We start from the raw sequence: 23,258 nt of genomic DNA on the forward strand, positions 1-23,258 counted from the left end.
AGACACTTCTGCCCCGGGGCAGACAGGGAAAGAGGGGACGACAGCAAGGCCACGTCGGCGGCGCTTCCACGCGCCGGGCCGGTGGCCTGTCGGGTCCGGGTATCACCCGGAGATGTCGTCGTCCACCACCATGTCTGGTCTCCTCAACAAACGATCAACGCCGCCACCACTCTAACAGCAGCGGGCGTGGGACCGGAGACACGACGGATCATCCGGCCGGCCGCAGGGGGCCCGGCGCTGCGGGTGCGGCATTCGGCCTGCCTCCGACCGGTCGGCAGCCGAGGTAGGCATCCAGTGCGGCGGCGCCGGTGAGCATGGCGCGGCTACGGGCCGAGAGGCGGGCGCGCCAGTCACGCAGCATCGACTCCAGGGGTGCGACGCCTCCGGCGGAGCGGACCTGGGCGATCAGCGGGGCGATCTGCTCCAGCAGGTAGCCGCCTCGTCTGAGCTGGTGGGCCAGCAGGGCGTCGCGTACGTCGGCCGCGCGGTAGACCCGGTAGCCGGTCCGCGGGTCGCGGCGCGGCTGGACCAGGCCGGCGCGTTCCCATTTGCGCAGGGTGGCCGGGCGGATGCCGAGCCTTCTCGACAGGGGGCCGACGAACGTGTCGCCGCGTTCCGGCGGTACGGGACTGAGGTCGTGCAGCGCGGCTTCGACGGCCCGGAGAGTGCGGCGGTCGTCGAGCAGCTGGGCATGGCTCTCGTCGATGAGCCGAAGCGCGTCCTCGGTCGCGTCCCGGTTGACCGCCTGCATGATCGACGTGGCCGTCTGGTGGCCGTGTCCCGGTACGAGGGCGAGGAACGCCTGCAGGGCGTTCGCGTGCAGCCGTGTGTAGGTGCGGTAGCCGTGCGGGGTGCGTTCCGCGCCCGGCAGGATGCCCGCCGCCTCGTAGTTCCTGATCGCCTGCGTGGACAGGCCGTGCCCGCGCGCCAGGTCAATCGGCCTCAGCCGGCCTCCGTCTTGAAGGTTTCGCCTCACTGTCCTGCCAATATCGCGGAGAAGTTTCAACCGTTGGTTCAACGATACCGTTGACAGCATGACTGCTGGCATCACAGACACCGCCCACGCCGTTGACGCCGCGACCGTCATGGGACTGCTCCCGGCCCGGCCGCGGCTGCTTGCCCTGGGTGAGCCCACCCACGGCGAGGACGTACTGCTCGAGGTGCGCAACGATCTCTTCCGGCAACTCGTCGAGCAGGAGGGCTACCGGACAATCGCGATCGAGAGCGACTGCATGATGGGCCTGGTCGTGGACGACTACGTCACGTCCGGCACGGGCACCCTCGACGAGGTCATGCAGCGCGGCTTCAGCCACGAGTGGGGCGAATTCGCGGCCAACCGCGAGCTGGTGCGCTGGATGCGCGCGTACAACGACGGCCGGCCCGCCTCCGAGCAGGTGCGCTTCGCCGGTTTCGACGGCCCGCTGGAGATCACCGGCGCCGCGAGCCCCCGCCAGGCCCTCACCGCACTCCACTCCTACCTCACCGCCCGGGTGGACGCCGACCTGCTCCCCTGCACCGCGGAAACGCTCGACCGCCTGCTCGGCCCCGACGACCGGTGGACCAATCCCGCCGCCATGATGGACCCGTCCCAGTCCGTGGGGCAGACGCCCGAGGCCACCCAGCTGCGACTGCTCGCCGACGACCTGGTAGCCCTGCTCGACGCGCAGACGCCCCACCTGATCGCGGCGTCCTCACCCGACGACTGGGACCGGGCCCGCTTGTACGGGCGCACCGCCACCGGCCTGCTGCGCTACCACTTCTGGATGGCCGACCCGGCGCCGAGGCGCATGGCATGGCTGCTCGGCGTGCGGGATTCGATGATGGCCGCCAACCTGCTCGCCCTCGCCGAGCGGGGTCCGACGCTGGTGAACGCCCACAACGCACATCTGCAGCGGGACAAGAGCACGATGCAGATGTGGCAGGGACCGGTGCAGTGGTGGAGCGCCGGCGCGATCGTCAGCGTCCAACTGGGTGAGGGGTACGCCGTCCTGGCCACGGCCCTCGGCACGATCCGCCACCACGGTGTGCAGACCCCACCCCCGGACACCATCGAAGGGCTCCTGTACGCGCTACCGCAGGACCGATACGTCGTCGACGCCCGCCGACTGGCCGACGCCCTCGGCGACGTGACGCCCGCTGCCCGGGTGTCCCCCTGGTTCGGTTACGCCCCGCTGGACCCGGCCCACCTGGCCAGCAGCGACGGGATCGTGTTCGTCAAGGACGCCCCGCGGAACTAGGATCACCGTGGTGCCCACAGGACACATGACGGGGATGACCGCGGCGGACGTCCACCGCGCCGCCGCCGAGATGACCCGGGTGCTGCGGCCCGCCGTGGACCGCGACTGGACCGTGCCGGCAGCAGACCTGGAGTGGACCTGCTGGACGACCGCGGCGCACGTCGCCCACGACCTGCTCGCCTACGCGGCGCAGCTGACCGGCCTGCCGGCCGACGGCTACCTCCCCCTCGACCTGCGGGTACGCGCCGACGCGACCCCGGCCGACCTGCTGACCGTGATCGCCGCGAGCGCCGGGCTGCTCGCCGCCGCCGTCGACACCGCCGCCCCCGACAGCCGCGCCTGGCACTGGGGGCCGTGCGATCCGGGCGGCTTCGCGGCGATGGGCGTCGCCGAGACCCTGCTGCACACCCGGGACATCACCGGCGGCCTCGGGCTGGACTGGTCGGCGCCACCACAGCTGTGCGCCGGGGTGCTGGGCCGGCTGTTCCCGGACGCGCCGAACGGCGATCCTGTCGCGGTGCTGCTCTGGATGACCGGCCGGGCACGGCTCGGCGACCGGCCGCGGCGTACCGCGTGGACCTGGCGGGCCGCACTCGGCTGAGGCAGGGTCAGCGGCGGCGCCAGGGCAGCCGCCAACGTCGGCGCTGCCCGCGGACCGGGACGCCGGCGCTGTCCGCCGTCGCGGCGGCCGCGATCCGCTCGGCGGTGGCCCGTGCGCGTTCCTCCCGCCAGACCCGGACGGTCTCCTCGACGTTGACGGGGCGGACCACCACCCGGGGTCCGCTCGGCGCGCGCAGGAAGTCCACGATCTCCCGGTTCAGGGCGGTGACCGCCGCCCGCACCGACTCCTCGGTCGGCAGGTCCCGCACCTCGCCGGGCAGCCGCTCCACCCGGCGGCGCAGCTGCAACGGGGTGGGCAGCAGCAGGTCGCCCGGAATCCGCTCGCGCTCCAGGAAGCTCTTGATCCACCACGACTCGTCGTAGGGCAGGCCCCGCCCGGGGATCGGCTTGCCGGCGCCGGGCAGGTTGTCGAACTCGCCGCGCTCCTGGGCCGAGCGGATCTGCGCCTCGACCGCCGCATCCCAGCTGGTTGTCACCGCCGTCACCTCCCGCTCCCACCGTAGCCGCCGCTCCCCCGCGAGGTCAGCGCCGAGGCGGTGGCGGACCATTCCCACCCGGCCTCCAGCAGGGTCAGCGGTGCCAGCGCACGTGCCGGTGCCCGTCACGGGGGAACGGGGGCCGGGCGGGCAGCACCTCCTGGAAGGCGTACCCGCTCTTCTCCGCCACCCGGCAGGAGGCCAGGTTGTCCACCTGGTGCAGCAACTCGAGGTGGGTCAGCCCGCCGGCGGCGAAGCGGGCGAAGGCCCAGTCGCTCACCGCGGTGACCGCGCGGGGCGCGACCCCGCGACCGCGGGCCGGCGCCGCGGTCCAGTAGCCGACCTCGGCGTACGGGCGGCCGGGGGTGATCTCCTTGAGCACCACGTTCGCCACCAGCCGCTCCCCGTCCGGCTCCGGCTCCAGCACGGCGAAGCTGAACCGGCGGCCGGCCGCCCAGCCCTGGCGGGCCCGGCGCAGGAACGTCCGGGCGTCCGCGGCGGTGGTGACCGGAAACCGGGTCCAGCTGCGCAGCACCGGGTCCCGGTACGCCGCCAGCAGGGCCTCGGCGTCGCCGGCGCGCCACGGTCGGAGCACGAGTGCGGGGGCGGTGGCCGTGGCGTCGGCGCGCAGGACCATGGACATGCCCGCATTCTCGCGCCTCGGTGCCGCCCGCCGGAAGCGGGTCGATCGCCTCCTGGGCGCCTGAGCCGCCGGACGTAAGGGGTGTGCGCCGACCGCCGCCGGTTCCGTAGCCACGTCACGCAGCCCGGCTGCGCCCGCCCGTCGGGTGGGACGGCCAGTGTCCACCGGATCCGGGCGCGACGGCCCAGGCGTAGGGTGATCGGCAGATTCACCGGAACGGGGGCGTCATGGTCACTACCGGAGCGTTGGTGGGTATCGGCCTGGTGGCGTTGGGCCTGGTGCTCACGCCCGGCCCGAACATGGTCTACCTGGTGTCCCGGTCGGTCGCCCAGGGCCGGCGGGCCGGGCTGATCTCGCTGCTCGGGGTGGCCGCCGGCTTCCTGGTCTACCTGGTCGCGGCGGTCGCCGGGATCGCCACGGTGTTCGTGCTGGTGCCGCCGCTGTACGTGGCGGTGAAGCTGGCCGGGGCGGCGTACCTGCTGTGGCTGGCCTGGCGGACGCTGCGCCCGGGCGGCCGGTCGGCGTTCACGCCCACGGCGCTGCCGCCGGACCGCCCCCGGCGGCTGTTCACCATGGGCCTGGTCACCAACCTGCTGAACCCGAAGATCGCCATCCTGTACGTGTCGCTGCTGCCCCAGTTCATCGACCCGGCGCGCGGCCACGTGGCGGTGCAGAGCCTGCTGCTGGGGCTGACCCAGATCAGCATCGCGCTGACGGTCAACGGGCTGATCGTGCTCACCGCCGGCACGGTGTCGTCGTTCCTGACCCGCCGGCCGGCCTGGGAGCGGGCGCAGCGGTACGTGATGGGCAGCGTGCTGGCCGGGCTCGCGGTCCGCATCGCCGCGGACCGGTCCCGCGCCGCCGTCGCCACCCCCTGACCGGCACGCGCGGCCGCCGCACGGTCAGAGGTTGTCGGGTCCGGTGAGCCCCGGATGCCGCTCACCCGGCGCGGCGTACCAGGCCCGCGCCTGTTCGCGCAGCGCCGTGTCGATGCGCAGCAGGCTCCAGTCGTCCAGCTCCGGCAGGTCGGTCCGGTCGAACCAGCCGACCGCGACGGACTCGTCGCCGTCGGCGGTGGCGGCGCCGCCGACCGCCCGGCAGCGGAACCACACGTTGAGGTACTCGCAGGTGTCGCCGTTCGGGTAGCGCACCGGATGGGTGGCCACCCCGCCGATCCGGTCGATCGCCACCCGCACACCGGTCTCCTCGTACACCTCGCGCAGCAGCGCCTCGGCCGGCTGCTCACCCGGGTCGACCATCCCGGCGGGCAGCGACCAGCGGCCGTTGTCGCCGCGGCGGGCCAGCAGCAGCCGCCCGGCGTCGTCGGTCACCACCGCGCTGACCCCGTAGAGCATGAGCAGGTCGTGTCCGATGTGCTGGCGCAGCCGCGCGACGTACGGCGAGACAGGCATGCCCGGCAACCTACCCGCCGCCGGCGCGGCCCGCCGGGCCGCCCGGACCGGTCACTACACTTCGCCCCGATGGACGCCCACCCCACCCCCGACACCCGCCCCTGCGCGCACTGTGGACGGGAGGTGCCGCAGCGTGCCGGCGCCGGCCGCCCGTTCCGCTACTGCCGGGACAACGACGGCGCCTGCCAGCGGGCTTCCCGAAACTCCCGGATGCGCCACCGCAACGCTCCCGGCCTGCCCGGGCAGGTGGCCCGCACCTGGGAGGCGGTGGACCGGCTCGACCAGATCGTCGAGAGCCTCACCGAGGCGCTGCACGCCGAGCTGTCCCCGGCCGGGGTGGAGCGGCAGGTCGCCCTGGTCCGTGCCGAGGCGGCCACCCAGGTCGCGGCCGCGCACACCGAACGCGACGACGCCCGCCGCGACGCCGAGGACACTGCCGCGGCCGCCGCCCGCGCCCGACAGGACGCCCAGACGGCGGCCACCGAACGGGACACGGCCCGGCAGCGGGCCGACCAGGCCGAGGCGGAGGCCGCCCAGGCCGTGGCGGGGGCGCGGCACGCCGAGGCGGCCCGGGACGAGGCGCGCGGGCAGGCCAGCGCCGCGCAGGCGCTGCGGGTGCAGGCCGAACGGGACCGCGACGCCGCCCGCCACGAGCTGCGCACCACGCGCACCGAGCTCGACGGCCAGCGGCGGCGGGTCACCGACCTGACCGCCGAGCGGGACGCCGCCCGCGGTGACGCCGAGCGGGCCACCCGTTCGGCCGGGGAGGCGGTGGCACGCGCCGAGCGGCTGGCCGCCGAGGCGGACCGGTCCCGGGTCGACGCCGAGACGGCCCGGGCGGCAGCCGAGCGGGCCGGCACGGAGACCGCCGAGGCGCGGCGGGGCGAGCAGCAGGCGCGGACCGCCGCGCAGCAGGCCGAGGCCGCCCGGGCGGAGGCGGTAGCGGCGGCCGAGTCGGCGCGGCAGGAGGCGGCGGCCCGCGCCGACGAGCGGGACGCCCTCGCCGCGGACCTGGCGGCCGCGCGGGAGGCCGCCGGCGCCGCCGAAGCTCGGCTGGCCGAGCTGACGGTACGGCTGCGCGCCGCCGAGACCGACCGCGACGCGGCGCAGCGGCGGGCCGCCCAGCTCGCCGACCAGGTCAGCGACCTGGCTAGCGCCCTGGCGAGGCTCGGCGCCCGCGACACCTGACGTATTTTGGTTGAATGCACAACCACATGGCGTTCCCGCCGCCGGTGACGGCCACCGCCGGCAACCCCGACCCGGCGGCCCCGCTGGTCGTGCTGCTGCACGGCCGCGGCAGCCACGAGCAGGAGATCCTCTCCCTGGCCGGCCACCTGCCCGCCGGCCCGGCGTACGCGGCGGTCCGCGCGCCGATCGCCGAGGGCGGCGGCTACGCCTGGTTCGCCAACCGGGGCGTCGGCCGCCCGGTCGCCGCGTCGCTGCGCGCCGCCATGGGCTGGTTCCGCGGCTGGCTCGACGAGGTGGCCCCCGCCGGCCGGCCGGTGGCGCTGGTCGGTTTCAGCGGCGGCGCCGCGTTCGCCGGTGGCCTGCTGCTCGACGACCCGACCCGGTACGCCGGCGCCGCGATCCTCCACGGCACCCTGCCGTTCGACGCCGGGGTGCCCACCACGCCCGGCCGGCTGGCCGGGGTGCCCGTGTTCGTGGCCCAGGGCGAGCACGACACCGTCATCCCCCGCGAGCTGCTCGACCGCACCTGGGCGTACCTGCGCGGCGAGTCCGGCGCGGCCGCCACCGCCCGACGCGACCCGGTCGGCCACCAGATCGCCCCGCCCGCCCTGACCGGCCTGTCCGACTGGCTGCGGGAGCGGCTGTCCGCCTGATCACGGGCTGGGACGGGGCGGCGCCGACAGCCCGGCGACGGCGATGATGCGGGTGTGGGAAAGACGTACGAGCGCATCGACGGTCGGCTGCGCACCTTCATCGAGGCGCAGCCGATGTTCTTCACCGCCACCGCCCCCCTGGCCGGCGACGGCACCGTCAACCTGTCCCCGAAGGGCCTGCGCGGCTGCCTCGCCGTGCTCGACGAGCACACGGTCGCCTACCTCGACTTCGCCGGCAGCAACGCGGAGACCATCGCCCACCTGCGGGAGAACGGCCGCATCACGCTGATGTGGTGCGCGTTCACCGGCCCGCCGAACATCGTGCGGGTGCACGGACGCGGCGAGCCGGTGTTCCGCGACGATCCCCGCTGGGCGGACCTGCTGCGCCACTTCCCCGACATCGACGCCAGCGTGCACGGGCTGCGGGCGATCATCGTGGTCCGCGCCGACCTGATCCGCGACACCTGCGGGTACGCGGTCCCGCTGATGACCTACGACGCGGACCGCGACCTGCACGGCCGGCGGTTCGCCCGGGAGGACGACGCGTCCCTGAGCGCCTACTTCGCCGGCAAGCCGCACATCGCCACCAGCATCGACGGACTGCCCGGCCTGCCGCTGCCGCTGCCACCCACCCCGGCACCCTGACCCCCCGCACGTCAGTGGATCCCGGCCATCAGGTGCCGGATGTGCCGGGTGAACATCACCGCGCTCACCCCCAGCACCACCGACGCGAGCCCGAAGGTGAGGAAATACGTCGACTCCGACCAGGTCCCCGCCAGCCGGGCCACCTGGCCACCGATCGCGTCACCCACGGCCGTGGCGAGGAACCACAGCCCCATCATCTGGCTGGCGTACTTGACCGGGGCCAGCTTCGTGGTGGCGGACAGGCCCACCGGGCTCAGCGACAGCTCACCGGCGACCTGGATGGCGTACACGGCCACCAGCCACCACGGCGACACCAGCTCGCCACCGACGGCGGCCCGGGCGGCGGCGGCCATCAGCACGAACGACAGGCCGTTGAGGACCAGCCCGACGGCGAACTTCATCGGCGTGGACACCCGGTGCCCCAGCTTCAGCCACAGCCAGGCAGCCAGCGGCGCCCCGATGATGATCAGGATCGGGTTCACCGACTGCAGCCAGGACGCCGGGAACGTGAAGCCGAGCACGGACCGGTCGGTCTTGTCGGCGGCGAAGATGTTCAGCACCGACCCGGCCTGGTCGTAGATCAGCCAGAACGCGGCCGCGAACACGAACAGCCACAGGTACGCCTTCATCCGGCTGCGCTCGGTCCGGCTGATCTCCCGGTCGGTGAGGATCCGGGCGAAGTAGCCGATGGCCACCAGCACGGTGAGCACGGTGAGCAGGTTCACCACGGTGTTGACGGTGAACAGTCCGGTCACGGCGAGTGCGGCCAGCACCGCCAGCGCCACCACGACGACCACGCCGATGCGGGTCAGCGTCCGCCGCCGGTCGGCCCCGAGCAGCGGGTCGACCGGCCGCGCGCCGGCCTCCCCCAGGTTCCGCCGGCCCAGCACGTACTGCAGGACACCGAAGGTCATCCCGATCGCGGCGGCACCGAACCCCAAATGCCAGTTGATCTTCTCGCCGAGGAAACCGGTCACCAGCGGCGCGATGAACCCACCCAGGTTGATGCCCATGTAGAAGATGGAGAAGCCGGCGTCGCGGCGCGGGGAGTCCCGGTCGTACAGGTCGCCGACCATGGTGGAGATGTTCGGTTTGAGCAGGCCCGTGCCGAGCACGATCAGGGTCATGCCGGCGAACACGCTCCACCTTGCCGGCACCGCCATCACGTAGTGGCCTGCGGCGATGACGATGCCGCCCCACAGCACGCTGCGCCGGGCGCCGAGCAGCCGGTCGGCGACCCAACCGCCGGGCAGCGCCATCAGGTAGACCATCGCGTTGTAGGTGCCGTACACGGCGTTGGCGGTGGTTTCCGGGATGGCCAGGCCGTCGTCGGCGACGGCCGCGGTCAGGTACAGCACCAGGATCGCCCGCATGCCGTAGAAGCTGAACCGCTCCCACATCTCGGTGAGGAACAGCGTCGACAGCGCCCGGGGGTGGCCGAAAAACGTCCTTCCCCCGGGCGGTCGGGCGTCTATCGGCGCGTCACTGGTCATCGTCACCTCCCGCACACCTGCGGCGGCTAACATCCCCAATGACAGCCAAATCACTCCACCCATTCGACCCGGCCGGGGACGACCCCGCCGGGCACCTGTCATGGCCGGCTACCCTTGCAGGGTCCCGACCGATGCGGGCCGGTTCCGCGTGGGCGGGAATGGCCGGGCGGGCAGGGACCGTTACACCGAGAAGACCAGCACCACGAACGAGGGGAAGCCGATCATGGGCGAGCGCATGCTGCGCGGAAGCCGCCTGGGCGCGGTCAGCTACGAATCCGACCGCAACACGGAGCTCGCGCCGCGCCAGACCCGCGAGTACCTCTGCGCCAAGGGACACCAGTTCGAGGTGCCGTTCGCCGTCGACGCCGAGGTCCCGACGACCTGGGAGTGCAAGTTCGACGGCAGCGTCGCCCGGCTGGTCGACGGCAGCGAGCCGGAGCAGAAGAAGGCCAAGCCGCCGCGTACCCACTGGGACATGCTGCTCGAGCGGCGCTCCATCGCCGAACTGGAGGACATCCTCGCCGAGCGGCTCCAGGAGGTCCGCACCCGCCGCGGCCGCGCCTGAGCGCACCAACGACCGAAGCGCCCCCGGGGATCACCCCGGGGGCGCTTCGTCACGTCTGGGCGGTCACGGCCGGCCCGGCTCGATGATCTCCCCCTCGATCGGCCGGCCCGGCTCGACAACCGGCGGCTGCTGCTGCGGGGCCGGCGGTGGCTGCGGCGCGCCCCGGTACACCCGGACCCGGCGCGGCCCGAACAGGTCACCGGCGACCATCGACGACACCCGGCCCTCGGCGAGACGTTGCACCCCGACCCGGGCCAGCCGCCGCACCGGCGGCACCAGCAACAGCAGCCCCACCGCGCCGCTGAGCAGGCCGGGCAACGCCAGCAGCAACGCCCCCAGCAGACCCACCAGCCCGTCGGTGACCTGCCGCCCCGGCGGCTGCCCGGACTCCACAGCCGCCCGGAAACCCCGCCAGGCCCGAACCCCCTCCCGGCGCAGCAGCACCAGGCCGAGCAGAGACGCCGCGAACACCAGCAGCAACGCCGCCCCGAACCCGACGCCCCGCCCCACCAGGACGAACACGGTCAGCTCCAGCACCGCGAGCAGCAGCAGGGCCGGCGGCACGTACCTCAGTCCTCGGCGCATCTCACCTCACAAGCCAGGGTGTCATCACGCCCCTCCAGCATGACACGCCCGCGCTCACGGCCACCGCGCCAACTCGGCGGGGGCGCCCCGACGCACCGACGGACGCCGGTCCCGCAGCCCCCAGCTGGTGATCCGCCACAACGCCTCCGCCATGATCAGCGGGCTCATCTTGCTGTCGCCGTGCTCCCGCTCGACGAACGTGATCGGCACCTCCACGATCCGCACCCCGGCCCGGTGGGCCAGCCGGGACAGCTCGACCTGGAACGCGTACCCCTGCGAGCACACCGAGTCCAGGTCGATGGCGTCCAGCGCGGTCGTCCGGTACACCCGGTAGCCGCCGGTGGCGTCGGAGACCGGCATGCCCAACGCCAGCCGCGTGTACAGGTTGGCGCAGCGGGACAGCAGCAGCCGCCGCAGCGGCCAGTTCAGCACCCGCGCGCCGCGGGTCCACCGGGAGCCGATCACCACGTCGGCGTCGCGGGCCGCGGCCAGCAGCGCCGGCAGGTCCTCCGGGGCGTGCGAGCCGTCGGCGTCCATCTCCACCACGGCGTCGTAGCCGCGCTGCCGGGCCCAGGCGAAACCGGCCAGGTAGGCCGCGCCGAGGCCGTCCTTGCCCTGCCGGTGCAGCACGTACACGTGCGGGTCGGAACGGGACAGCCTGTCGGCGATCGCGCCGGTGCCGTCGGGGCTGTTGTCGTCGGCGACGAGGATGTCCACCGCCGGCGCGGCCTCGCGGACCCGCGCGACGATCGTCCGGACGTTGTCGGCCTCGTTGTAGGTGGGGATGACCACCAGCACCCGGCCCACCCCGGGATGGCCGGCCGTCCGTTTCCCGGCTGCCACGCCCACCTCGTACCGCCCTTCCCTCGTCCTACCCGGGGGTGACCTCCCGCCGCCGGCGCAGCACCGCCGCGCCGGCCAGCGCCGCCACGGCCAGCGCCGCGAGAGCCACCTCCGGCCACACCCCCGCCCGGGTGGCCGTGGTACGCCCGTGCCCGAGCTGCAACTGCCGGACCACCACCGCCGCGGTGTTGAACCCGGTGGCCCCGTCTACCCGCCCGTCGGGGGAAACGAACCCGGACACGCCGACCGTGGAGGCCATCAACGCCGCACGGCCGTGCTCGACGGCACGAAGCCGCACCATGGCCAACTGCTGGCGGGCCTCCGCCTCGTCGAAGGTGGCGTTGTTGGTCTGCACCACCAGCAGCTGCCCGCCGCCGGTGACGGTGTCCCGGACAAGGCCGTCGTAGGCGACCTCGAAGCAGATCACGTCGCCGAGGGTGACCGCCCCGGCGTTGAGCACGCCGGGGGCGGCGCCGGGCACGAAGTCGGCGCGGACCCGGTCGACCTGATCGCTGACCATCCGGGCGATCTTGCGTAGCGGCACGTACTCGGCGAACGGCACCGGATGCCGCTTGACGTACAGCTGCCAGAGGTCGGGACCGGTGCCGGGCCGCCACACCAGGCCGGCGTTGCGGACCTGCCCGGCGTCGGGGCCGAGCAGCACCGCACCGATCAGGATCGGCGCGCCGATCGCGTCGGCGGCCTGGGAGATGCGGTCCGCGGCGTCCGGGTTGCGCAGCGGGTCGATGTCGCTGGAGTTCTCCGGCCACACCACCAGGTCGGGGCGGCGTTGCGTACCGGCGGTGACCTGCTGCGCCAGTCGCAGGGTCGCGTCGACGTGGTTGTTGAGCACAGCCTGCCGCTGGGCGTTGAAGTCCAGCCCGAGGCGGGGCACGTTGCCCTGCACGATGGCGACGGTGACGGTGTCGCCACCCCCGCGCACCCCGACCGGGACGGCCGACCCGGCGGCCAGCAGAGCCGCCAGGGCGGCGGCGAGCCCCGCCACGGGCCGCCAGTGCCCGGCGGGCCGGCGCCAGTCCCGCCAGGCGGCGGTGACCAGCAGCCCGCCGGCCAGCGCGACGGCGCAGGTGACCAGCGGGGCGCCGCCGAGGGCGGCCAGCCGCAGCAGCGGGGAGGTGTCCTGGCTGAACGCCAGCCGCCCCCACGGGAACCCGCCGAACGGGGTGCGGTCCCGCAGCGCCTCCTGCCCCACCCACAGCACCCCGGTCAGCAGCGGCCACGCCGCCCGGTGCCGGTCGACCAGCGGGGACACCCAGGCGGTGGCCGCGCCGAGCAGCGCCAGGTAGCCGGCCTGCAGCAGGGACAGCAGGATCCACGGCAGGACGCCGGTGTGCAGGTTCGTCCACTCCAGCAGCGGCGCGAACAGCGCCAGCCCGGTGAGGAAACCCAGCCCCGCACCGGCACGCAGCCGCCGCCGGTGCGCCGCCGCCGCGAGCAGCGCCACCCCGACCGGCGCCAGCGGCCACACCCCGTACGGGGGGAACGCCACCAGCAGGGCCAGCCCGGCCGCGACGGCCAGCGGCGCGGCCACCCGCAGCGGCAGCGGACGCGGCCCCGCCGCCTCGTGTGCCCCCTGCGGGGCACGCACCTCTTCCCGGTCCAGCGTCGTCACCGGCACCTCACCACGATCACGCGCCGAAGGCTACCCGCCCGGCCCGGCCGCCGGCCCGTGCCCCGGTGAACGGGGCCAGCCCAGGCAGGATCCGGGGCGTCGTGGGTGAAACACGGCAGCGCAGTGGTGGCCAGGTCGAGGTGGCAGCGCACGGCGGCCCGGCCGGCCGCCGCGCGTCCGGGTTCGGCGGCTTTGGCGCGCGGCGGCGGCCGGCGCTGCCAGACTCGGCAGCATGAGCGCAGGCCGATGGCGGGGTCGCATCCTGCCCGCCGCGCCGGGGTCCGGCGTCACCCGCCTGGAGTTGTTCTACGACCTGGTGTTCGTGCTGTCGTTCCTCAACGTCACCGTCCTGCTGGCGGCGAGCCTGAGCGTGCGCACGCTGCTCGCCGGGCTCGTGGTGCTGGCCCTGCTGTGGTGGTGCTGGGTCTCGTTCGCCGCCCTCGGCAACGTGGTCCGCACCGACCAGGGGGTGCTGCCGCTGATCGGTGTGGTGACGGTGGTCGCCCTGTTCGTGCTCAACCTGAGCCTGCCGCAGGCGTTCACCAGCCGTCCCGGTGGGCCACCCGGCCCGCTCGTCTTCGCCGCCTGCTACCTGATCATCCGGGCGGTGCAGGTGCTGGTGGTGCTGACCCGCGCCGACGCCCCGGGCCACGCGGCGCTGCGCTTCGGCCTGCCGCTGCTGGCCAGCGTGACGCTCATCGTGGTCGCCGGGGCGCTGCCGCAACAGCCGGGGGTCGGGCCGACCTGGCTGCGGGTGGCGCTGTGGGCGGCCGCCGTGGTCATCGAGTTCACCGCCGGGGGCCAGGTCCGCAGCGTCGGCCTGGCAGTGGTTTCCGCCGCCCACTGGGCGGAGCGGTACGCGCTGATCCTGCTCATCGCGCTCGGCGAGTCGATCATCTCGCTGGGGCTGGGCCCCAAACCGGCCGTCGGCCTCCCGCTGAGCTGGGCGGTGATCGTGGCGTCGGTGTTCGGCGTCACCACCATCGCGGCGCTGTGGTGGATGTACTTCGACACCCTGGCGCCGGCCCTGGAACAGAAGCTGCACCGCACCCGCGACGTCGACGAACGGGCGACCTTCGCCCGGGACGTCTACGCGTATCTGCATCTGCCGTTGGTCGTCGGGATCATCCTGTTCGCCCTCGGCCTGAAACGCTACCTCGCCGTGATCGCCGACCCGCATGTCGACCCGTGGCGGGTGCGGGCGGTCGGCCTGGACAACCGAGTGCTGTTCGCCGGCGTGATCATCTACATCGTGGGCCTGCTGGCGCTGTGGGTGCGGGCCAGCCACCGGGTACGGCTGCTGCCGACCGTGACGGTGGTGGCGCTGGCCGTCGTGCTGCTGCCCGCGGGCCGCCTGCCGGCGGTCGCCGGCCTGGCAGTGCTCGCCGCGGCCTGCGTCGCGCTGGTGCTGGCCGGGCTGCGCACCAGCGACCCGCTGCGCCGCCACGTCCGGCAGGTCGCGCTGCAGGAGCAGATCGCCACCGAGCAGGAACAGTCCGAGTGGCGCCGCCGCCACCTGTGACGGCGCAACGAAAATCGGGGCGCGGCTCGCGCCGCGCCCCGATGCTCCCAGGCCCTTCCCGGCCGGTGGGGCGAGAATGAGCGGCGCCGACCTTCGGACCGACCGGACGCGGACTGGCTGCCCCCGCCTGGCCGTTGTCTACTGGCCGTGCCTTTCACCCTGCCCGTACACCGGTAACCGCGGCCGGTTCGCGCCGCCCCGCCGACCCCCGCCCGCTGGACCTGGCCGCCGCAACCACTCGGGTCGCTCGGCCAGCGGACGAAGGGACGAAGCGAACAACAGCCGCTTCCCGTGGTAGGACTCAAAGACGGTACGGCGTGCACCCCCGCCGCTGTCAACCCACCCCGGCCTGTCGTGTGTTGCGCCACGGCGTGTCGCGTCGGCGCGTCTCGATCCGTGCCGGGTGGCGGCTCAGTCTCCGCCCAGATGCCGGCGCAGCAGCCGGGCCGCCGCTACCGGGTGGTCGGCGGCGAGGAGCCCACCGGCCGCGAGGACGTAGTCGACGTCGACGACCGCGCGGGCGGCCCGGGGCAGCGGCCACCCGCCGGCGTGGTCGGTGAGCACCGCGGCCAGCACCGCGGCCGCGTCGCCGGCCGGCGCGTGCCGCAGCACCCCACCGGAGCCGACCATCAGCTTCACGTCGCGCAGGTCCCGGCCGGCGCGTTCCCCGGTGGCCGCGCCGCGGGCGTGCCGGCGCAACGCCACCGTCGCGGCGAGCCCGGCGATGCGCCGGTCGACGGCCCGGCCGGTGTCGTCGGCGGGCAGGAACCCGGGATCGGCGGCCCGCACCGCCGCCGCCGCGGCCAACTGCTCCTCCTCCCCGCCGGTGAGCAGACGTTCCTCGGCGGCGGCGCGGACCACACCGGGGGCGCTCCACCGCATGCCCAGGTCCCCCTCCACGGTGCGGGCCCGCCACAGGGTGCCGGCGACCTCCCGGCCCGGCCCGCTGTCCCGCTCGTCGGGGGTGAGCACCGAGTACACGTCGGTGGTGGCGCCGCCGACGTCAACGACGGCCAGATCCCCGCCGAGCGCGTCGGCGAGGACCTCCACCCCGGTCAGCACCGCGTCGGGCGTGGCCGCCCGCACCAGCCGGGCGAACCGGCCACCGCGGGACAGCTTCTTCCCGCCGATCACGTGCCGCAGGAACACCTCCCGGATCGCCGCCCGCGCCGGCGCGGGGGCGAGCACCCCGATGCGGGGCAGCACGTTGTCGGCGACGGTCACCGGCACCTTCGCGGCGGCGAGCAGCGCATGCAGGTCGTCACGGACCTCGACGTTGCCGGCAAGGACCACCGGCACCCGAAAGCGGGCCTTCGCCAGCCGGGTCGCGTTGTGCGTCAACGTCTCCACGTCACCGCCGTCGGTGCCGCCGACGAGCAGCACCACATCGGGACGGGCGGCGCGCAACGCGGTCAGCTCGGCCGCGCCGAGCCGCCCGGCGGCCACGTGCACCACGTTCGCCCCGGCCGACAGCCCCACCCGCCGGCCGGCCTGCGCGGTGACGAGCGGCTCGTAGCCGACGACCGCCAGCCGCAGCCCACCACCGGCCGACGAGCACACGTACCAGGGCAGGTCCCGGACCCCGGCGCGGGCGGTGGCCGCGCCGACGGCGGCGTCCAGGCCGTGCAGCACGTCCGTGCCGACGGTGGTCGGCGCGGACGCCGCCGCGACCAGCCGGCCGTCGTCGAGGTCGACCACCGCGGCCTTGGTGTACGTGGACCCGACGTCGGCGCAGACGGCGGCGTTCACGCCGCCGCGGGGACGACCACGGTGCCGGTCGCGGTGACCGCCACGATCGGCTCGGCGAGGACCTCGGCGGCGGACTCGCTCCTGTCGGGGCGTCCCCGGCACACCACCCGCGCCTCGAAGTCGATGGTGCGGCTGCGGGTGCCCACCCGGGTCACCGTGGCCACCACCTCCAGCACGTCCCCGGCCTTCATCGGCGCCTTGAACTGCACATCGGAGTAGGAGGCGAACAGCCCCTCGTCACCGTCGGTGCGGATGCACACCTCGGTGGCGACGTCCCCGAACAGGCCCAGCGCGTACGCCCCGTCGACAAGGTTCCCGGCGTAGTGGGCGTGCGAGTACGGCACGTACCGCCGATGCGTCACCGTCAGACCGACGCGGGAATCGCTCATGCTCTCGCCTTCTTGTTCGTGATCAGGGCGTGGACCAGATAACTGGCCACCTCGCCGGGGGTGGTGCCGCGGCCGAAGATCCGGTCGACGCCCAGTTCCCCGGTCATCGTCTCGTCGAAGCGGGGCCCGCCGACGATCAGCAGCGGCCGCTTCCCGGCCGGCATCGCCTCCCGGAACGCCGCGGACATCTCCCGCGTGTTGTGCAGATGCGCGTCACGCTGCGTCACCACCTGCGACACCAGCACCGCGTCGGCCTTCTCCCGCCGGGCCGCCTCCACCAGCTCCGGAACGCTGACCTGCGCGCCCAGGTTGCTGACCTTCAACTCCCGGTAGTACTCCAGGCCCTTCTCCCCCGCGATGCCCTTGACGTTGAGGATCGCGTCGATGCCGACGGTGTGCGCGTCCGTGCCGATGCACGCCCCCACCACCGACAGCTTGCGCCGCAACTTCTGCTTCACCACCGCGTTGACCTCCTTGGCCGACAGCAGCGGGAAGTCCCGTTCCACCACCTGCACCTGCGACAGGTCCACCAGATGGTTCACCCGCCCGTACACCACGAAGAAGGTGAACTCGTCGCCCATCTGCTTGGCGTGCACCAGCATCGCCGGGTCGATGCCCATCTTGTTGGCCAGCTGCACCGCCGCGCCCTCGGCCCGCTTGTCGTGCGGCACCGGCAGCGTGAACGACACCTGCACCATGCCGTCGCCGGTGGTGTCCCCGTACGGTCGGACGATCTTCTTTTCCGCCGGGGCCGTCACGGACGGTCTCCTTCCAGGATCTCGGTGGCCGGGTTGTAGTAGTCGGCCTCGTGCTTCGCGACCCCGTCGAGGCCCTTGCCGCGGTCCGCGGGCCGCTTCATGATCCCGAACGTGCCCTCGGCGATCGCCGTGAGCAGCGACTGGTCGCCGATGCGGTCGAGCAGGTCGACGGCCTCACCGAGAACCCGGTGGGCACGCTGCTGGATGAACCCGCCCGGCGCGGGCACGAAGTCCTCGTGCAGCCCACCGGCGGCACCCAGCACATACCGCACGTTCTGCAGGGCGATGTCCCGGTCGGACAGCCACGGCGTCACCACCGCCTCGGTCATCATGCCGACCAGCAGGATCCCCTGCCCGGTCATGGCGCCGACCAGGTTGAAGAACCCGTCGAGCAGGTTGCCGCGGAACACGTCCCCGGTCATGTGCTTCGTCGGCGGCATCCACTTCAACGGCGCGTCCGGGAACAACTCCCGGGCCAGCAGCGCGTGCGCCAACTCCAGCCGGAACGACTCCGGCAGATCCGGGTTGATCTCGAACGCGTGCCCCAGCCCCAACTGCCAGTCGGCCAACCCCGCCTCGTGCGCGAAATACTCGTTGAGCAGCTGCGACACCGTCACCGTGTGCGCCTCGTCGACCGCGTCGGCGGTGGTCAGGTAGTTGTCCTCACCGGTGTTGATGATGATCCCGGCGCGGGCGTGCACCTGCCGCGAGAACCGCTGGTCGACGAACGTGCGGATCGGGTTGATGTCGCGGAACAGGATCCCGTACATCGAGTCGTTGAGCATCATGTCCAGCCGCTCCAGACCGGCGAGGGTCGCCATCTCCGGCATGCACAGGCCCGACGCGTAGTTCGTCAACCGCACATACCGGCCCAGCTCCTTCGACGACTCGTCCAGGGCGGCCCGCATCAGCCGGAAGTTCTCCTGCGTGGCGTACGTGCCCGCGAACCCCTCCCGGGTCGCCCCCTCGGGCACGTAGTCCAGCAGCGACTGTCCCGTCGAACGGATCACCGCGATGATGTCCGCCCCCGCCCGCGCGGCGGCCTGCGCCTGCGGGATGTCCTCGTAGATGTCGCCCGTCGCCACGATCAGATAGATCCACGGCCGCTGCTTCGGATCCCCGTACCGCCGCACCAGCCGGTCCCGCTCCGCGCGGCGCCGGTCGATGCTCCGGATGCCCGCCGCGACCGCCTTGCGGGCGGCCCTGCGGGCCGCAGTGGCCGCCCGGCCGGTGGGCTGGGTGAACCGCACCGACCCCGCCGCGGCCTTCTGCGCCAGCAACGTCACGTCGGTCATCTGCTCCCGCGCCAGGGCGTCGAACACCGGCACGGCCACCCCGTGCCCCAGCCCCACATCAGCCACGACCGCGTCGACGAGCCGGTTCACCCACGGGATCCCGTCCGGGTCCGCGCCGGTCACCCCGGCCAGCCGCAGCACCGCCCGCTCCACCGACACGGTGGTGTGGCTACGCGCGAACTCCACCACCGGCTGCCCGGCGCGGCGCGCCAACTCCCGCGCCCGCGCCACCAGCGCCGGATCCAGCTCAAGCTTGCCGCTCACGCCGCCACTCCGCTTCGCTCCGCGACGGCGGCGCGACACGCCCCCGTCCCGATGCTTCCCTCGCTCACGCAGACCCTTCCTCATAGATCAGGTCACCGCGCAGCACCGTGGCCCGGCACACCGGCAGCGGCGTCGGATCGTCCGCGCCGCGCAGCTCCGGATCCTCGGCCTGCAACACCGGCAGACCCCTGTCCACCCCGGCCGGGGAGGACCACACCGCGAACGTCGCCGGCGCGCCCAGCGCCAGGACACCCTCGTTGTCCAGATGCACCGCCCGCCACCCGCCACGGGTGTGCGCGGCGAACGCCGCCCGCACACTCATCCGCTGCACCGGGTTGTGGTGCGCCGCCGCCGCCCGCACCGACCCCCACGGGTCCAGCGGCGTCACCGGCGAATCCGACCCGAACGCCAACGTCACCCCGACCGCGTGCATCGCCCCCATCGGGTTGGACTCCAACGACCGCGACAACCCCAGCCGCGACTCGTACATGCGGCCGGCGCCGCCCCACAGCCGGTCGAACGCCGGCTGCATCGACGCGACGATCCCGTACTCCACGAACCCGGCGATCAACCGCTTGTTCATGATCTCCGCGTGCTCCACCCGGTGCCGGGCCAGCCGCAGCCGATCCACCCCCAACTTCTCCGCCGCCTGCGCGAACCCGTCGAGGACCGTGGAGATCGCCGCGTCGCCGATCGCGTGGAAACCACCCTGCAGCCCGTGCGCCGCGCAGTCCAACAGGTGGTCCCGCACCTGCTCGGCGCTCACATACCCGTGCCCGCACCCGCCCGGCTCCCCGTCCAGGTACGCCTGCGACACGTGCGCCGTCCGCGACCCCAGCGCCCCGTCGGCGAACAGGTCACCACCGGCCCCGACCGCACCCAACTCCCGCGCCCGCGCCGCACCCAGCAGCTCACCCCAGTACCCGTACACCTCGGGCAGCCCCGCGCCGGAGATGCCCAGCAGCCCGGTGAAGTCCTCCTCGTCGGAGATCTCCGGGCCGCCGCACTCGTGCACCGCGGCGATGCCCAGCGACGCGGCGTGCGCCAACGCGGCCCGCTGCGCGGCGACCCGCTGCGGCCGGGTCACCGACGCGAACGCCGCCGCCCGCACCACGTGATGCGCGTCACGCCGCAACCAGCCCGACGGGTCGTACCCGGCGGCGGCCACCACGTCCGGGCAGGCCGCCAGCAACGCCCGCGACACCAGCGCCGAATGGATCGACGCCTGCGACAGATACACCCGCCGCCCCCCGGCCGCCCGGTCCAGCGCCGCCGCGTCCGGCAACGCCCGCTGCGCCCAGGACGACTCGTCCCAGCCGTGCCCCAGCACCACCGCGTCACCCGGCAGGCCCGTCGCGAACCCCGCCACCGCGTCCAGCAGCTCACCCGCCGACCGCACCCCGGACAGGTCCAGGCCCGACAGGGCCAACCCGGTGTCGGTGGCGTGCACGTGGGCGTCCACGAACGCCGGGGTCACCAGCGCACCGGCCAGATCCACCACCCGGTCGGCAGCCGGCGCGTCCGCGTCCGCCCCCAACCAGGCGATCCGGCCGTCCCGCACCAGCAGGGCGGTCGCGCTCGGATCGGCCGGACAGTGCAGCACGCCGCCGCGGTACAACGTCGAGGGGTTCGTCATGGTGTCAGTCTGCCGCCAACCGCGCCTCGAACAGACGACGCACCCCCGGCTCGGCGCGCAGCAGCTCCAACGCCAACTCCGCGTGCCCCGGCACGTACCCGTTGCCGACCAGCATCGTCACGTCCGCCGCCAGGCCCTCCGCACCCAACGCCGCCGCCGCGAAGCTCGTCGCCATCGAGAAGAAGATCACCGTGCCGCCGTCCTCGGTGGCCAGCACCGCCCCGTGCTCACAACCAGGCACGTCCACGCACACCACGGTCACGTCCGCCGGCGCACCCAACGCGGTGGTCACCGCCGTGGACAACCCCACCGGGTCCCGCGCGTCGGCCAACGCGACCACGTCGGCCAGCCCGGCCGCCGTCAGCGCGTCCCGCTCCGCCACCACCGGCACCACCCCGACCGTCCGCCCGGCACCCGCCCGCCGCGCCGCAGCAAGGGACAGCGACCCGCTCTTGCCGGCACCGCCGATCACCGCCACCCGCACCGGCCGGGCGTCACCGGCCCGCCGCCGGCGCTGCACCTGCTCGTCGACCACCCGCGCGGTCAACGCCGGCGCCCCGCACACGTCCAGCACCGCCAGCGACAGCTCCGGGTGCAGGTCCGCCGGCAGCACCGCCGCGATCGACCGGGCGAACAGGATCGCGTACCCGTCGCACGGCACCTGCTCGCTGCGCCCGTCCCAGCGGGCCAGCCCGTCCAGGATCGTCAGCGGCGTCAGCGTCAACGACACCAGCGTGGCCACCCGGTCACCCGGCGTGAGCCCCAGCGGGGACCGCCGGCCCACCTCCTCGACCGTGCCGATCAGCATGCCGCCCGACCCGGTGACCGAATTCTGCATCTTCCCCCGGGTCGAGATGATCTCCAGCACCTCGGCGCGGACCTTCTCCCCGTCACCGCCGTGCTTCTCCGACAGCTGCCGGAAGCTCGCCGCGTCGAGGTTCAGCCGCTCCACCCGGATCCGCACCTCGTTCGAGGCGATCCGCGGATCGGCGTCCAGCCGCCAGGCCGCCTGCGGCAGCACCCCCGCGGGTTCCACGACACGGTGCAGTCCCACCGGTGACGTCACGCCGACCCTCCTCCGTCCAGCCGCTCGAAGCCCCTGGCCAGGACTCGCGTCGCGGGAAAACTTCCGGCAGACTAATTTCTTCACCGGATATTTTCCAGTAGCCTTCGTGACCGTTGATCCACCCGCACCGACCAGCAGGAGGGGCCGTGACCCAGACCCAACCGGTGGAGACCATCCCAGCGCCCCACCCCGCACCGGCCGCGGTCCCCACCGCCGGACAGCCCTACGAATACCGCCGCCGCCCACTCGTCGAACCCGACTGGACCCGCTTCCCCGGCTGGCGCCACGTCACCCGCGAACAGTGGGAGAACGCCCAGTGGCAGCGCGTCAACTGCGTCAAGAACATCAAGCAGCTGCGCACCGTCCTCGGTGACCTCGTCGACGAGACCTTCTACGCCGACCTCGAGGCCGACCAGAAGGCCCTGGCCACCATGTCCATGCTGGTGCCCCCACAAATGCTCAACACCATGGTGCCGTTCGCGCCCATGACCACCGAGGCCTTCCTCGCCGACCCGATCCGCCGCTACATGATCCCCGTCGCCTCCGACCGGCGCACCGACTGGCCCTCCCACCCCTACGCCAGCCGCGACAGCCTCCACGAGCACGACATGTGGGTCGCCGAAGGCCTCACCCACCGCTACCCCACCAAGGTCCTCGCCGAACTGCTCTCCACCTGCCCGCAGTACTGCGGCCACTGCACCCGGATGGACCTCGTCGGCAACTCCACCCCCGCCGTCGACAAACTCAAACTCACCCTCAAGCCCGTCGACCGCTACGACGCCCACATCGCCTACCTCAAGGCCCACCCCGGCGTCCGCGACGTCGTCGTCTCCGGCGGCGACGTAGCCAACGTGCCGTGGAAGAACCTCGAGTCATACCTGATGCGGCTGCTCGAGATCGAAACCATCCGCGACATCCGGCTCGCCACCAAGGCCCTCATGGGCCTCCCCCAGCACTGGCTGCAGCCCGACGTCGTCGAAGGCCTGGAGCGAGTCGGCCGCACCGCCGCCCGCCGCGGCGTCAACCTCGCCATCCACACCCACGTCAACCACGCCCAGTCGCTCACCCCGTTGGTCGCCAAGGCCGCCCAGACCGCCCTCGACGTCGGCGTCCGCGACGTCCGCAACCAGGGCGTGCTCATGCGCGGCGTCAACGCCACCACTCCCGACCTGCTCGACCTCTGCTTCGCCCTGCAGGGCGAGGCCGGCATCCTGCCGTACTACTTCTACATGTGCGACATGATCCCCAACGCCGAGCACTGGCGGGTCCCCGTCTGGCACGCCCAGCAACTCCAGCACGACATCATGGGCTACCTGCCCGGCTACGCCACCCCGCGCATCGTCTGCGACGTCCCCTTCGTCGGCAAGCGCTGGGTCCACATGCTCACCGAGTACGACCGCGACCGCGGCATCTCCTACTGGACCAAGAACTACCGCACCTCGATCGAGTCCGCCGACCTCGAAGCGCTCAACAAGCGCTACGCCTACTACGACCCGATCGACACCCTGCCCGAAACCGGCCAGGCCTGGTGGGCAGCCCACCGCAACGACTGACCTACGCACCACCCGTCGCCCGGCACCCGCAC

General features: G+C 73.6%; 23 protein-coding genes. 9 read left to right on the plus strand and 14 right to left on the minus strand.

Annotated features, from left to right (window positions below; all coding sequences use genetic code 11):
• Positions 1-208: 208 nt before the first annotated feature.
• Positions 209-976, minus strand: coding sequence for a TioE family transcriptional regulator (locus ABZ783_RS17070; protein WP_357438832.1), 768 nt, complete (start codon positions 974-976; stop codon positions 209-211).
• Positions 977-1,034: 58 nt separating this feature from the next.
• Between ABZ783_RS17070 and ABZ783_RS17075 the strand changes: the two genes are divergently transcribed.
• Together ABZ783_RS17075 and ABZ783_RS17080 are read left to right on the plus strand one after the other, a co-directional pair.
• The gene (locus ABZ783_RS17075) at positions 1,035-2,237 is read left to right on the plus strand and encodes an erythromycin esterase family protein (protein WP_357438835.1); all 1,203 of its coding nucleotides are present in this window, start codon (positions 1,035-1,037) and stop codon (positions 2,235-2,237) included.
• 34 nt (positions 2,238-2,271) lie between these two features.
• Positions 2,272-2,838 carry a maleylpyruvate isomerase N-terminal domain-containing protein gene (locus tag ABZ783_RS17080; RefSeq protein WP_357439259.1) on the plus strand — a complete coding sequence of 189 codons (567 nt, stop codon included), beginning with the start codon at positions 2,272-2,274 and terminating at the stop codon, positions 2,836-2,838.
• 7 nt (positions 2,839-2,845) lie between these two features.
• Here the strand turns inward: ABZ783_RS17080 and ABZ783_RS17085 are convergent, their stop codons facing one another.
• Both ABZ783_RS17085 and ABZ783_RS17090 read right to left on the minus strand, forming a co-directional pair.
• Positions 2,846-3,334, minus strand: coding sequence for a DUF1992 domain-containing protein (locus ABZ783_RS17085; RefSeq protein ID WP_357438838.1), 489 nt, complete (start codon positions 3,332-3,334; stop codon positions 2,846-2,848).
• Positions 3,335-3,428: 94 nt separating this feature from the next.
• Positions 3,429-3,977 (minus strand): GNAT family N-acetyltransferase, encoded by a 549-nt coding sequence (locus tag ABZ783_RS17090; RefSeq protein ID WP_357438840.1) that lies wholly within the window; start codon positions 3,975-3,977, stop codon positions 3,429-3,431.
• Between the two features lie 227 nt (positions 3,978-4,204).
• On the opposite strand from ABZ783_RS17090, the gene ABZ783_RS17095 reads away from it, so the two are divergent.
• The gene (locus ABZ783_RS17095; protein ID WP_073833036.1) at positions 4,205-4,855 is read left to right on the plus strand and encodes a LysE family translocator; all 651 of its coding nucleotides are present in this window, start codon (positions 4,205-4,207) and stop codon (positions 4,853-4,855) included.
• 24 nt (positions 4,856-4,879) lie between these two features.
• On the opposite strand, the gene ABZ783_RS17100 is transcribed toward ABZ783_RS17095, so the two are convergent.
• Positions 4,880-5,389 (minus strand): NUDIX domain-containing protein, encoded by a 510-nt coding sequence (locus ABZ783_RS17100; RefSeq protein ID WP_357438843.1) that lies wholly within the window; start codon positions 5,387-5,389, stop codon positions 4,880-4,882.
• 69 nt (positions 5,390-5,458) lie between these two features.
• On the opposite strand from ABZ783_RS17100, the gene ABZ783_RS17105 reads away from it, so the two are divergent.
• From ABZ783_RS17105 to ABZ783_RS17115, 3 genes are read left to right on the plus strand one after another with little or no spacing between them, the layout of a single operon-like run.
• Positions 5,459-6,577, plus strand: a complete 1,119-nt coding sequence (locus ABZ783_RS17105; RefSeq protein ID WP_357438846.1) for a hypothetical protein — start codon at positions 5,459-5,461, stop codon at positions 6,575-6,577.
• 14 nt (positions 6,578-6,591) lie between these two features.
• A complete protein-coding gene (locus ABZ783_RS17110) occupies positions 6,592-7,230 on the plus strand; it encodes a hypothetical protein (RefSeq protein ID WP_357438849.1) in 639 nt (212 codons plus the stop codon).
• 54 nt (positions 7,231-7,284) lie between these two features.
• The gene (locus ABZ783_RS17115; RefSeq protein ID WP_357438852.1) at positions 7,285-7,875 is read left to right on the plus strand and encodes a pyridoxamine 5'-phosphate oxidase family protein; all 591 of its coding nucleotides are present in this window, start codon (positions 7,285-7,287) and stop codon (positions 7,873-7,875) included.
• A gap of 11 nt (positions 7,876-7,886) precedes the next feature.
• On the opposite strand, the gene ABZ783_RS17120 is transcribed toward ABZ783_RS17115, so the two are convergent.
• Positions 7,887-9,368, minus strand: coding sequence for a peptide MFS transporter (locus tag ABZ783_RS17120; RefSeq protein WP_357438855.1), 1,482 nt, complete (start codon positions 9,366-9,368; stop codon positions 7,887-7,889).
• A 223-nt stretch (positions 9,369-9,591) separates the two neighbouring features.
• Here ABZ783_RS17120 and ABZ783_RS17125 point away from each other — a divergent pair, with 223 nt between their 5' ends.
• On the plus strand, positions 9,592-9,933 hold the full coding sequence (locus tag ABZ783_RS17125; protein ID WP_046564157.1) for an RNA polymerase-binding protein RbpA: 342 nt from the start codon (positions 9,592-9,594) through the stop codon (positions 9,931-9,933).
• A gap of 63 nt (positions 9,934-9,996) precedes the next feature.
• Here ABZ783_RS17125 and ABZ783_RS17130 read toward each other — a convergent pair whose 3' ends face one another.
• From ABZ783_RS17130 to lnt, 3 genes are read right to left on the minus strand one after another with little or no spacing between them, the layout of a single operon-like run.
• Complete coding sequence (locus ABZ783_RS17130) at positions 9,997-10,518, minus strand: FxsA family protein (RefSeq protein WP_357438858.1); 522 nt, start codon at positions 10,516-10,518, stop codon at positions 9,997-9,999.
• 54 nt (positions 10,519-10,572) lie between these two features.
• Positions 10,573-11,367 carry a polyprenol monophosphomannose synthase gene (locus tag ABZ783_RS17135; RefSeq protein ID WP_357438861.1) on the minus strand — a complete coding sequence of 265 codons (795 nt, stop codon included), beginning with the start codon at positions 11,365-11,367 and terminating at the stop codon, positions 10,573-10,575.
• Between the two features lie 22 nt (positions 11,368-11,389).
• Positions 11,390-12,925 carry an apolipoprotein N-acyltransferase gene (gene lnt / locus ABZ783_RS17140; RefSeq protein WP_357439261.1) on the minus strand — a complete coding sequence of 512 codons (1,536 nt, stop codon included), beginning with the start codon at positions 12,923-12,925 and terminating at the stop codon, positions 11,390-11,392.
• A gap of 301 nt (positions 12,926-13,226) precedes the next feature.
• On the opposite strand from lnt, the gene ABZ783_RS17145 reads away from it, so the two are divergent.
• Positions 13,227-14,516, plus strand: a complete 1,290-nt coding sequence (locus ABZ783_RS17145) for a low temperature requirement protein A (RefSeq protein ID WP_357438864.1) — start codon at positions 13,227-13,229, stop codon at positions 14,514-14,516.
• A gap of 411 nt (positions 14,517-14,927) precedes the next feature.
• Here ABZ783_RS17145 and ABZ783_RS17150 read toward each other — a convergent pair whose 3' ends face one another.
• The 6 genes from ABZ783_RS17150 to ABZ783_RS17175 form a co-directional block, all read right to left on the minus strand.
• Positions 14,928-16,265, minus strand: coding sequence for a glutamate mutase L (locus ABZ783_RS17150; protein WP_357438867.1), 1,338 nt, complete (start codon positions 16,263-16,265; stop codon positions 14,928-14,930).
• Complete coding sequence (locus ABZ783_RS17155; RefSeq protein ID WP_357438869.1) at positions 16,262-16,654, minus strand: hotdog domain-containing protein; 393 nt, start codon at positions 16,652-16,654, stop codon at positions 16,262-16,264. The genes ABZ783_RS17150 and ABZ783_RS17155 overlap by 4 nt, the downstream gene beginning before the upstream one ends.
• Positions 16,651-17,412: an OAM dimerization domain-containing protein gene (locus ABZ783_RS17160; protein WP_357438871.1), complete on the minus strand. Its 762-nt coding sequence runs from the start codon at positions 17,410-17,412 to the stop codon at positions 16,651-16,653. The genes ABZ783_RS17155 and ABZ783_RS17160 overlap by 4 nt, the downstream gene beginning before the upstream one ends.
• The gene (locus ABZ783_RS17165) at positions 17,409-18,971 is read right to left on the minus strand and encodes a lysine 5,6-aminomutase subunit alpha (RefSeq protein ID WP_357438874.1); all 1,563 of its coding nucleotides are present in this window, start codon (positions 18,969-18,971) and stop codon (positions 17,409-17,411) included. The genes ABZ783_RS17160 and ABZ783_RS17165 overlap by 4 nt, the downstream gene beginning before the upstream one ends.
• A 64-nt stretch (positions 18,972-19,035) precedes the next feature.
• Positions 19,036-20,607, minus strand: coding sequence for an amidohydrolase family protein (locus ABZ783_RS17170; RefSeq protein WP_357438877.1), 1,572 nt, complete (start codon positions 20,605-20,607; stop codon positions 19,036-19,038).
• Between the two features lie 4 nt (positions 20,608-20,611).
• Complete coding sequence (locus tag ABZ783_RS17175) at positions 20,612-21,661, minus strand: zinc-binding alcohol dehydrogenase (protein WP_357439263.1); 1,050 nt, start codon at positions 21,659-21,661, stop codon at positions 20,612-20,614.
• A 158-nt stretch (positions 21,662-21,819) separates the two neighbouring features.
• Here ABZ783_RS17175 and ABZ783_RS17180 point away from each other — a divergent pair, with 158 nt between their 5' ends.
• A complete protein-coding gene (locus tag ABZ783_RS17180; RefSeq protein WP_357438879.1) occupies positions 21,820-23,226 on the plus strand; it encodes a lysine 2,3-aminomutase in 1,407 nt (468 codons plus the stop codon).
• Positions 23,227-23,258: the final 32 nt, after the last annotated feature.

Source organism: Micromonospora sp. NPDC047738 (assembly GCF_040642675.1).
Classification (GTDB): domain Bacteria; phylum Actinomycetota; class Actinomycetes; order Mycobacteriales; family Micromonosporaceae; genus Micromonospora.

What these genes read in the sequence shown, in the direction of transcription:
- ABZ783_RS17075 (WP_357438835.1), top strand. Translation starts at nt 1,035, where the DNA reads ATGACTGCTGGCATCACAGACACCGCCCACGCCGTTGACGCCGCGACC.
- ABZ783_RS17080 (WP_357439259.1), top strand. Translation starts at nt 2,272, where the DNA reads ATGACCGCGGCGGACGTCCACCGCGCCGCCGCCGAGATGACCCGGGTG.
- ABZ783_RS17090 (WP_357438840.1), bottom strand. Translation starts at nt 3,977, where the DNA reads ATGTCCATGGTCCTGCGCGCCGACGCCACGGCCACCGCCCCCGCACTC.
- ABZ783_RS17095 (WP_073833036.1), top strand. Translation starts at nt 4,205, where the DNA reads ATGGTCACTACCGGAGCGTTGGTGGGTATCGGCCTGGTGGCGTTGGGC.
- ABZ783_RS17100 (WP_357438843.1), bottom strand. Translation starts at nt 5,389, where the DNA reads ATGCCTGTCTCGCCGTACGTCGCGCGGCTGCGCCAGCACATCGGACAC.
- ABZ783_RS17105 (WP_357438846.1), top strand. Translation starts at nt 5,459, where the DNA reads ATGGACGCCCACCCCACCCCCGACACCCGCCCCTGCGCGCACTGTGGA.
- ABZ783_RS17110 (WP_357438849.1), top strand. Translation starts at nt 6,592, where the DNA reads ATGCACAACCACATGGCGTTCCCGCCGCCGGTGACGGCCACCGCCGGC.
- ABZ783_RS17120 (WP_357438855.1), bottom strand. Translation starts at nt 9,368, where the DNA reads ATGACCAGTGACGCGCCGATAGACGCCCGACCGCCCGGGGGAAGGACG.
- ABZ783_RS17125 (WP_046564157.1), top strand. Translation starts at nt 9,592, where the DNA reads ATGGGCGAGCGCATGCTGCGCGGAAGCCGCCTGGGCGCGGTCAGCTAC.
- ABZ783_RS17130 (WP_357438858.1), bottom strand. Translation starts at nt 10,518, where the DNA reads ATGCGCCGAGGACTGAGGTACGTGCCGCCGGCCCTGCTGCTGCTCGCG.
- ABZ783_RS17145 (WP_357438864.1), top strand. Translation starts at nt 13,227, where the DNA reads ATGAGCGCAGGCCGATGGCGGGGTCGCATCCTGCCCGCCGCGCCGGGG.
- ABZ783_RS17155 (WP_357438869.1), bottom strand. Translation starts at nt 16,654, where the DNA reads ATGAGCGATTCCCGCGTCGGTCTGACGGTGACGCATCGGCGGTACGTG.
- ABZ783_RS17170 (WP_357438877.1), bottom strand. Translation starts at nt 20,607, where the DNA reads ATGACGAACCCCTCGACGTTGTACCGCGGCGGCGTGCTGCACTGTCCG.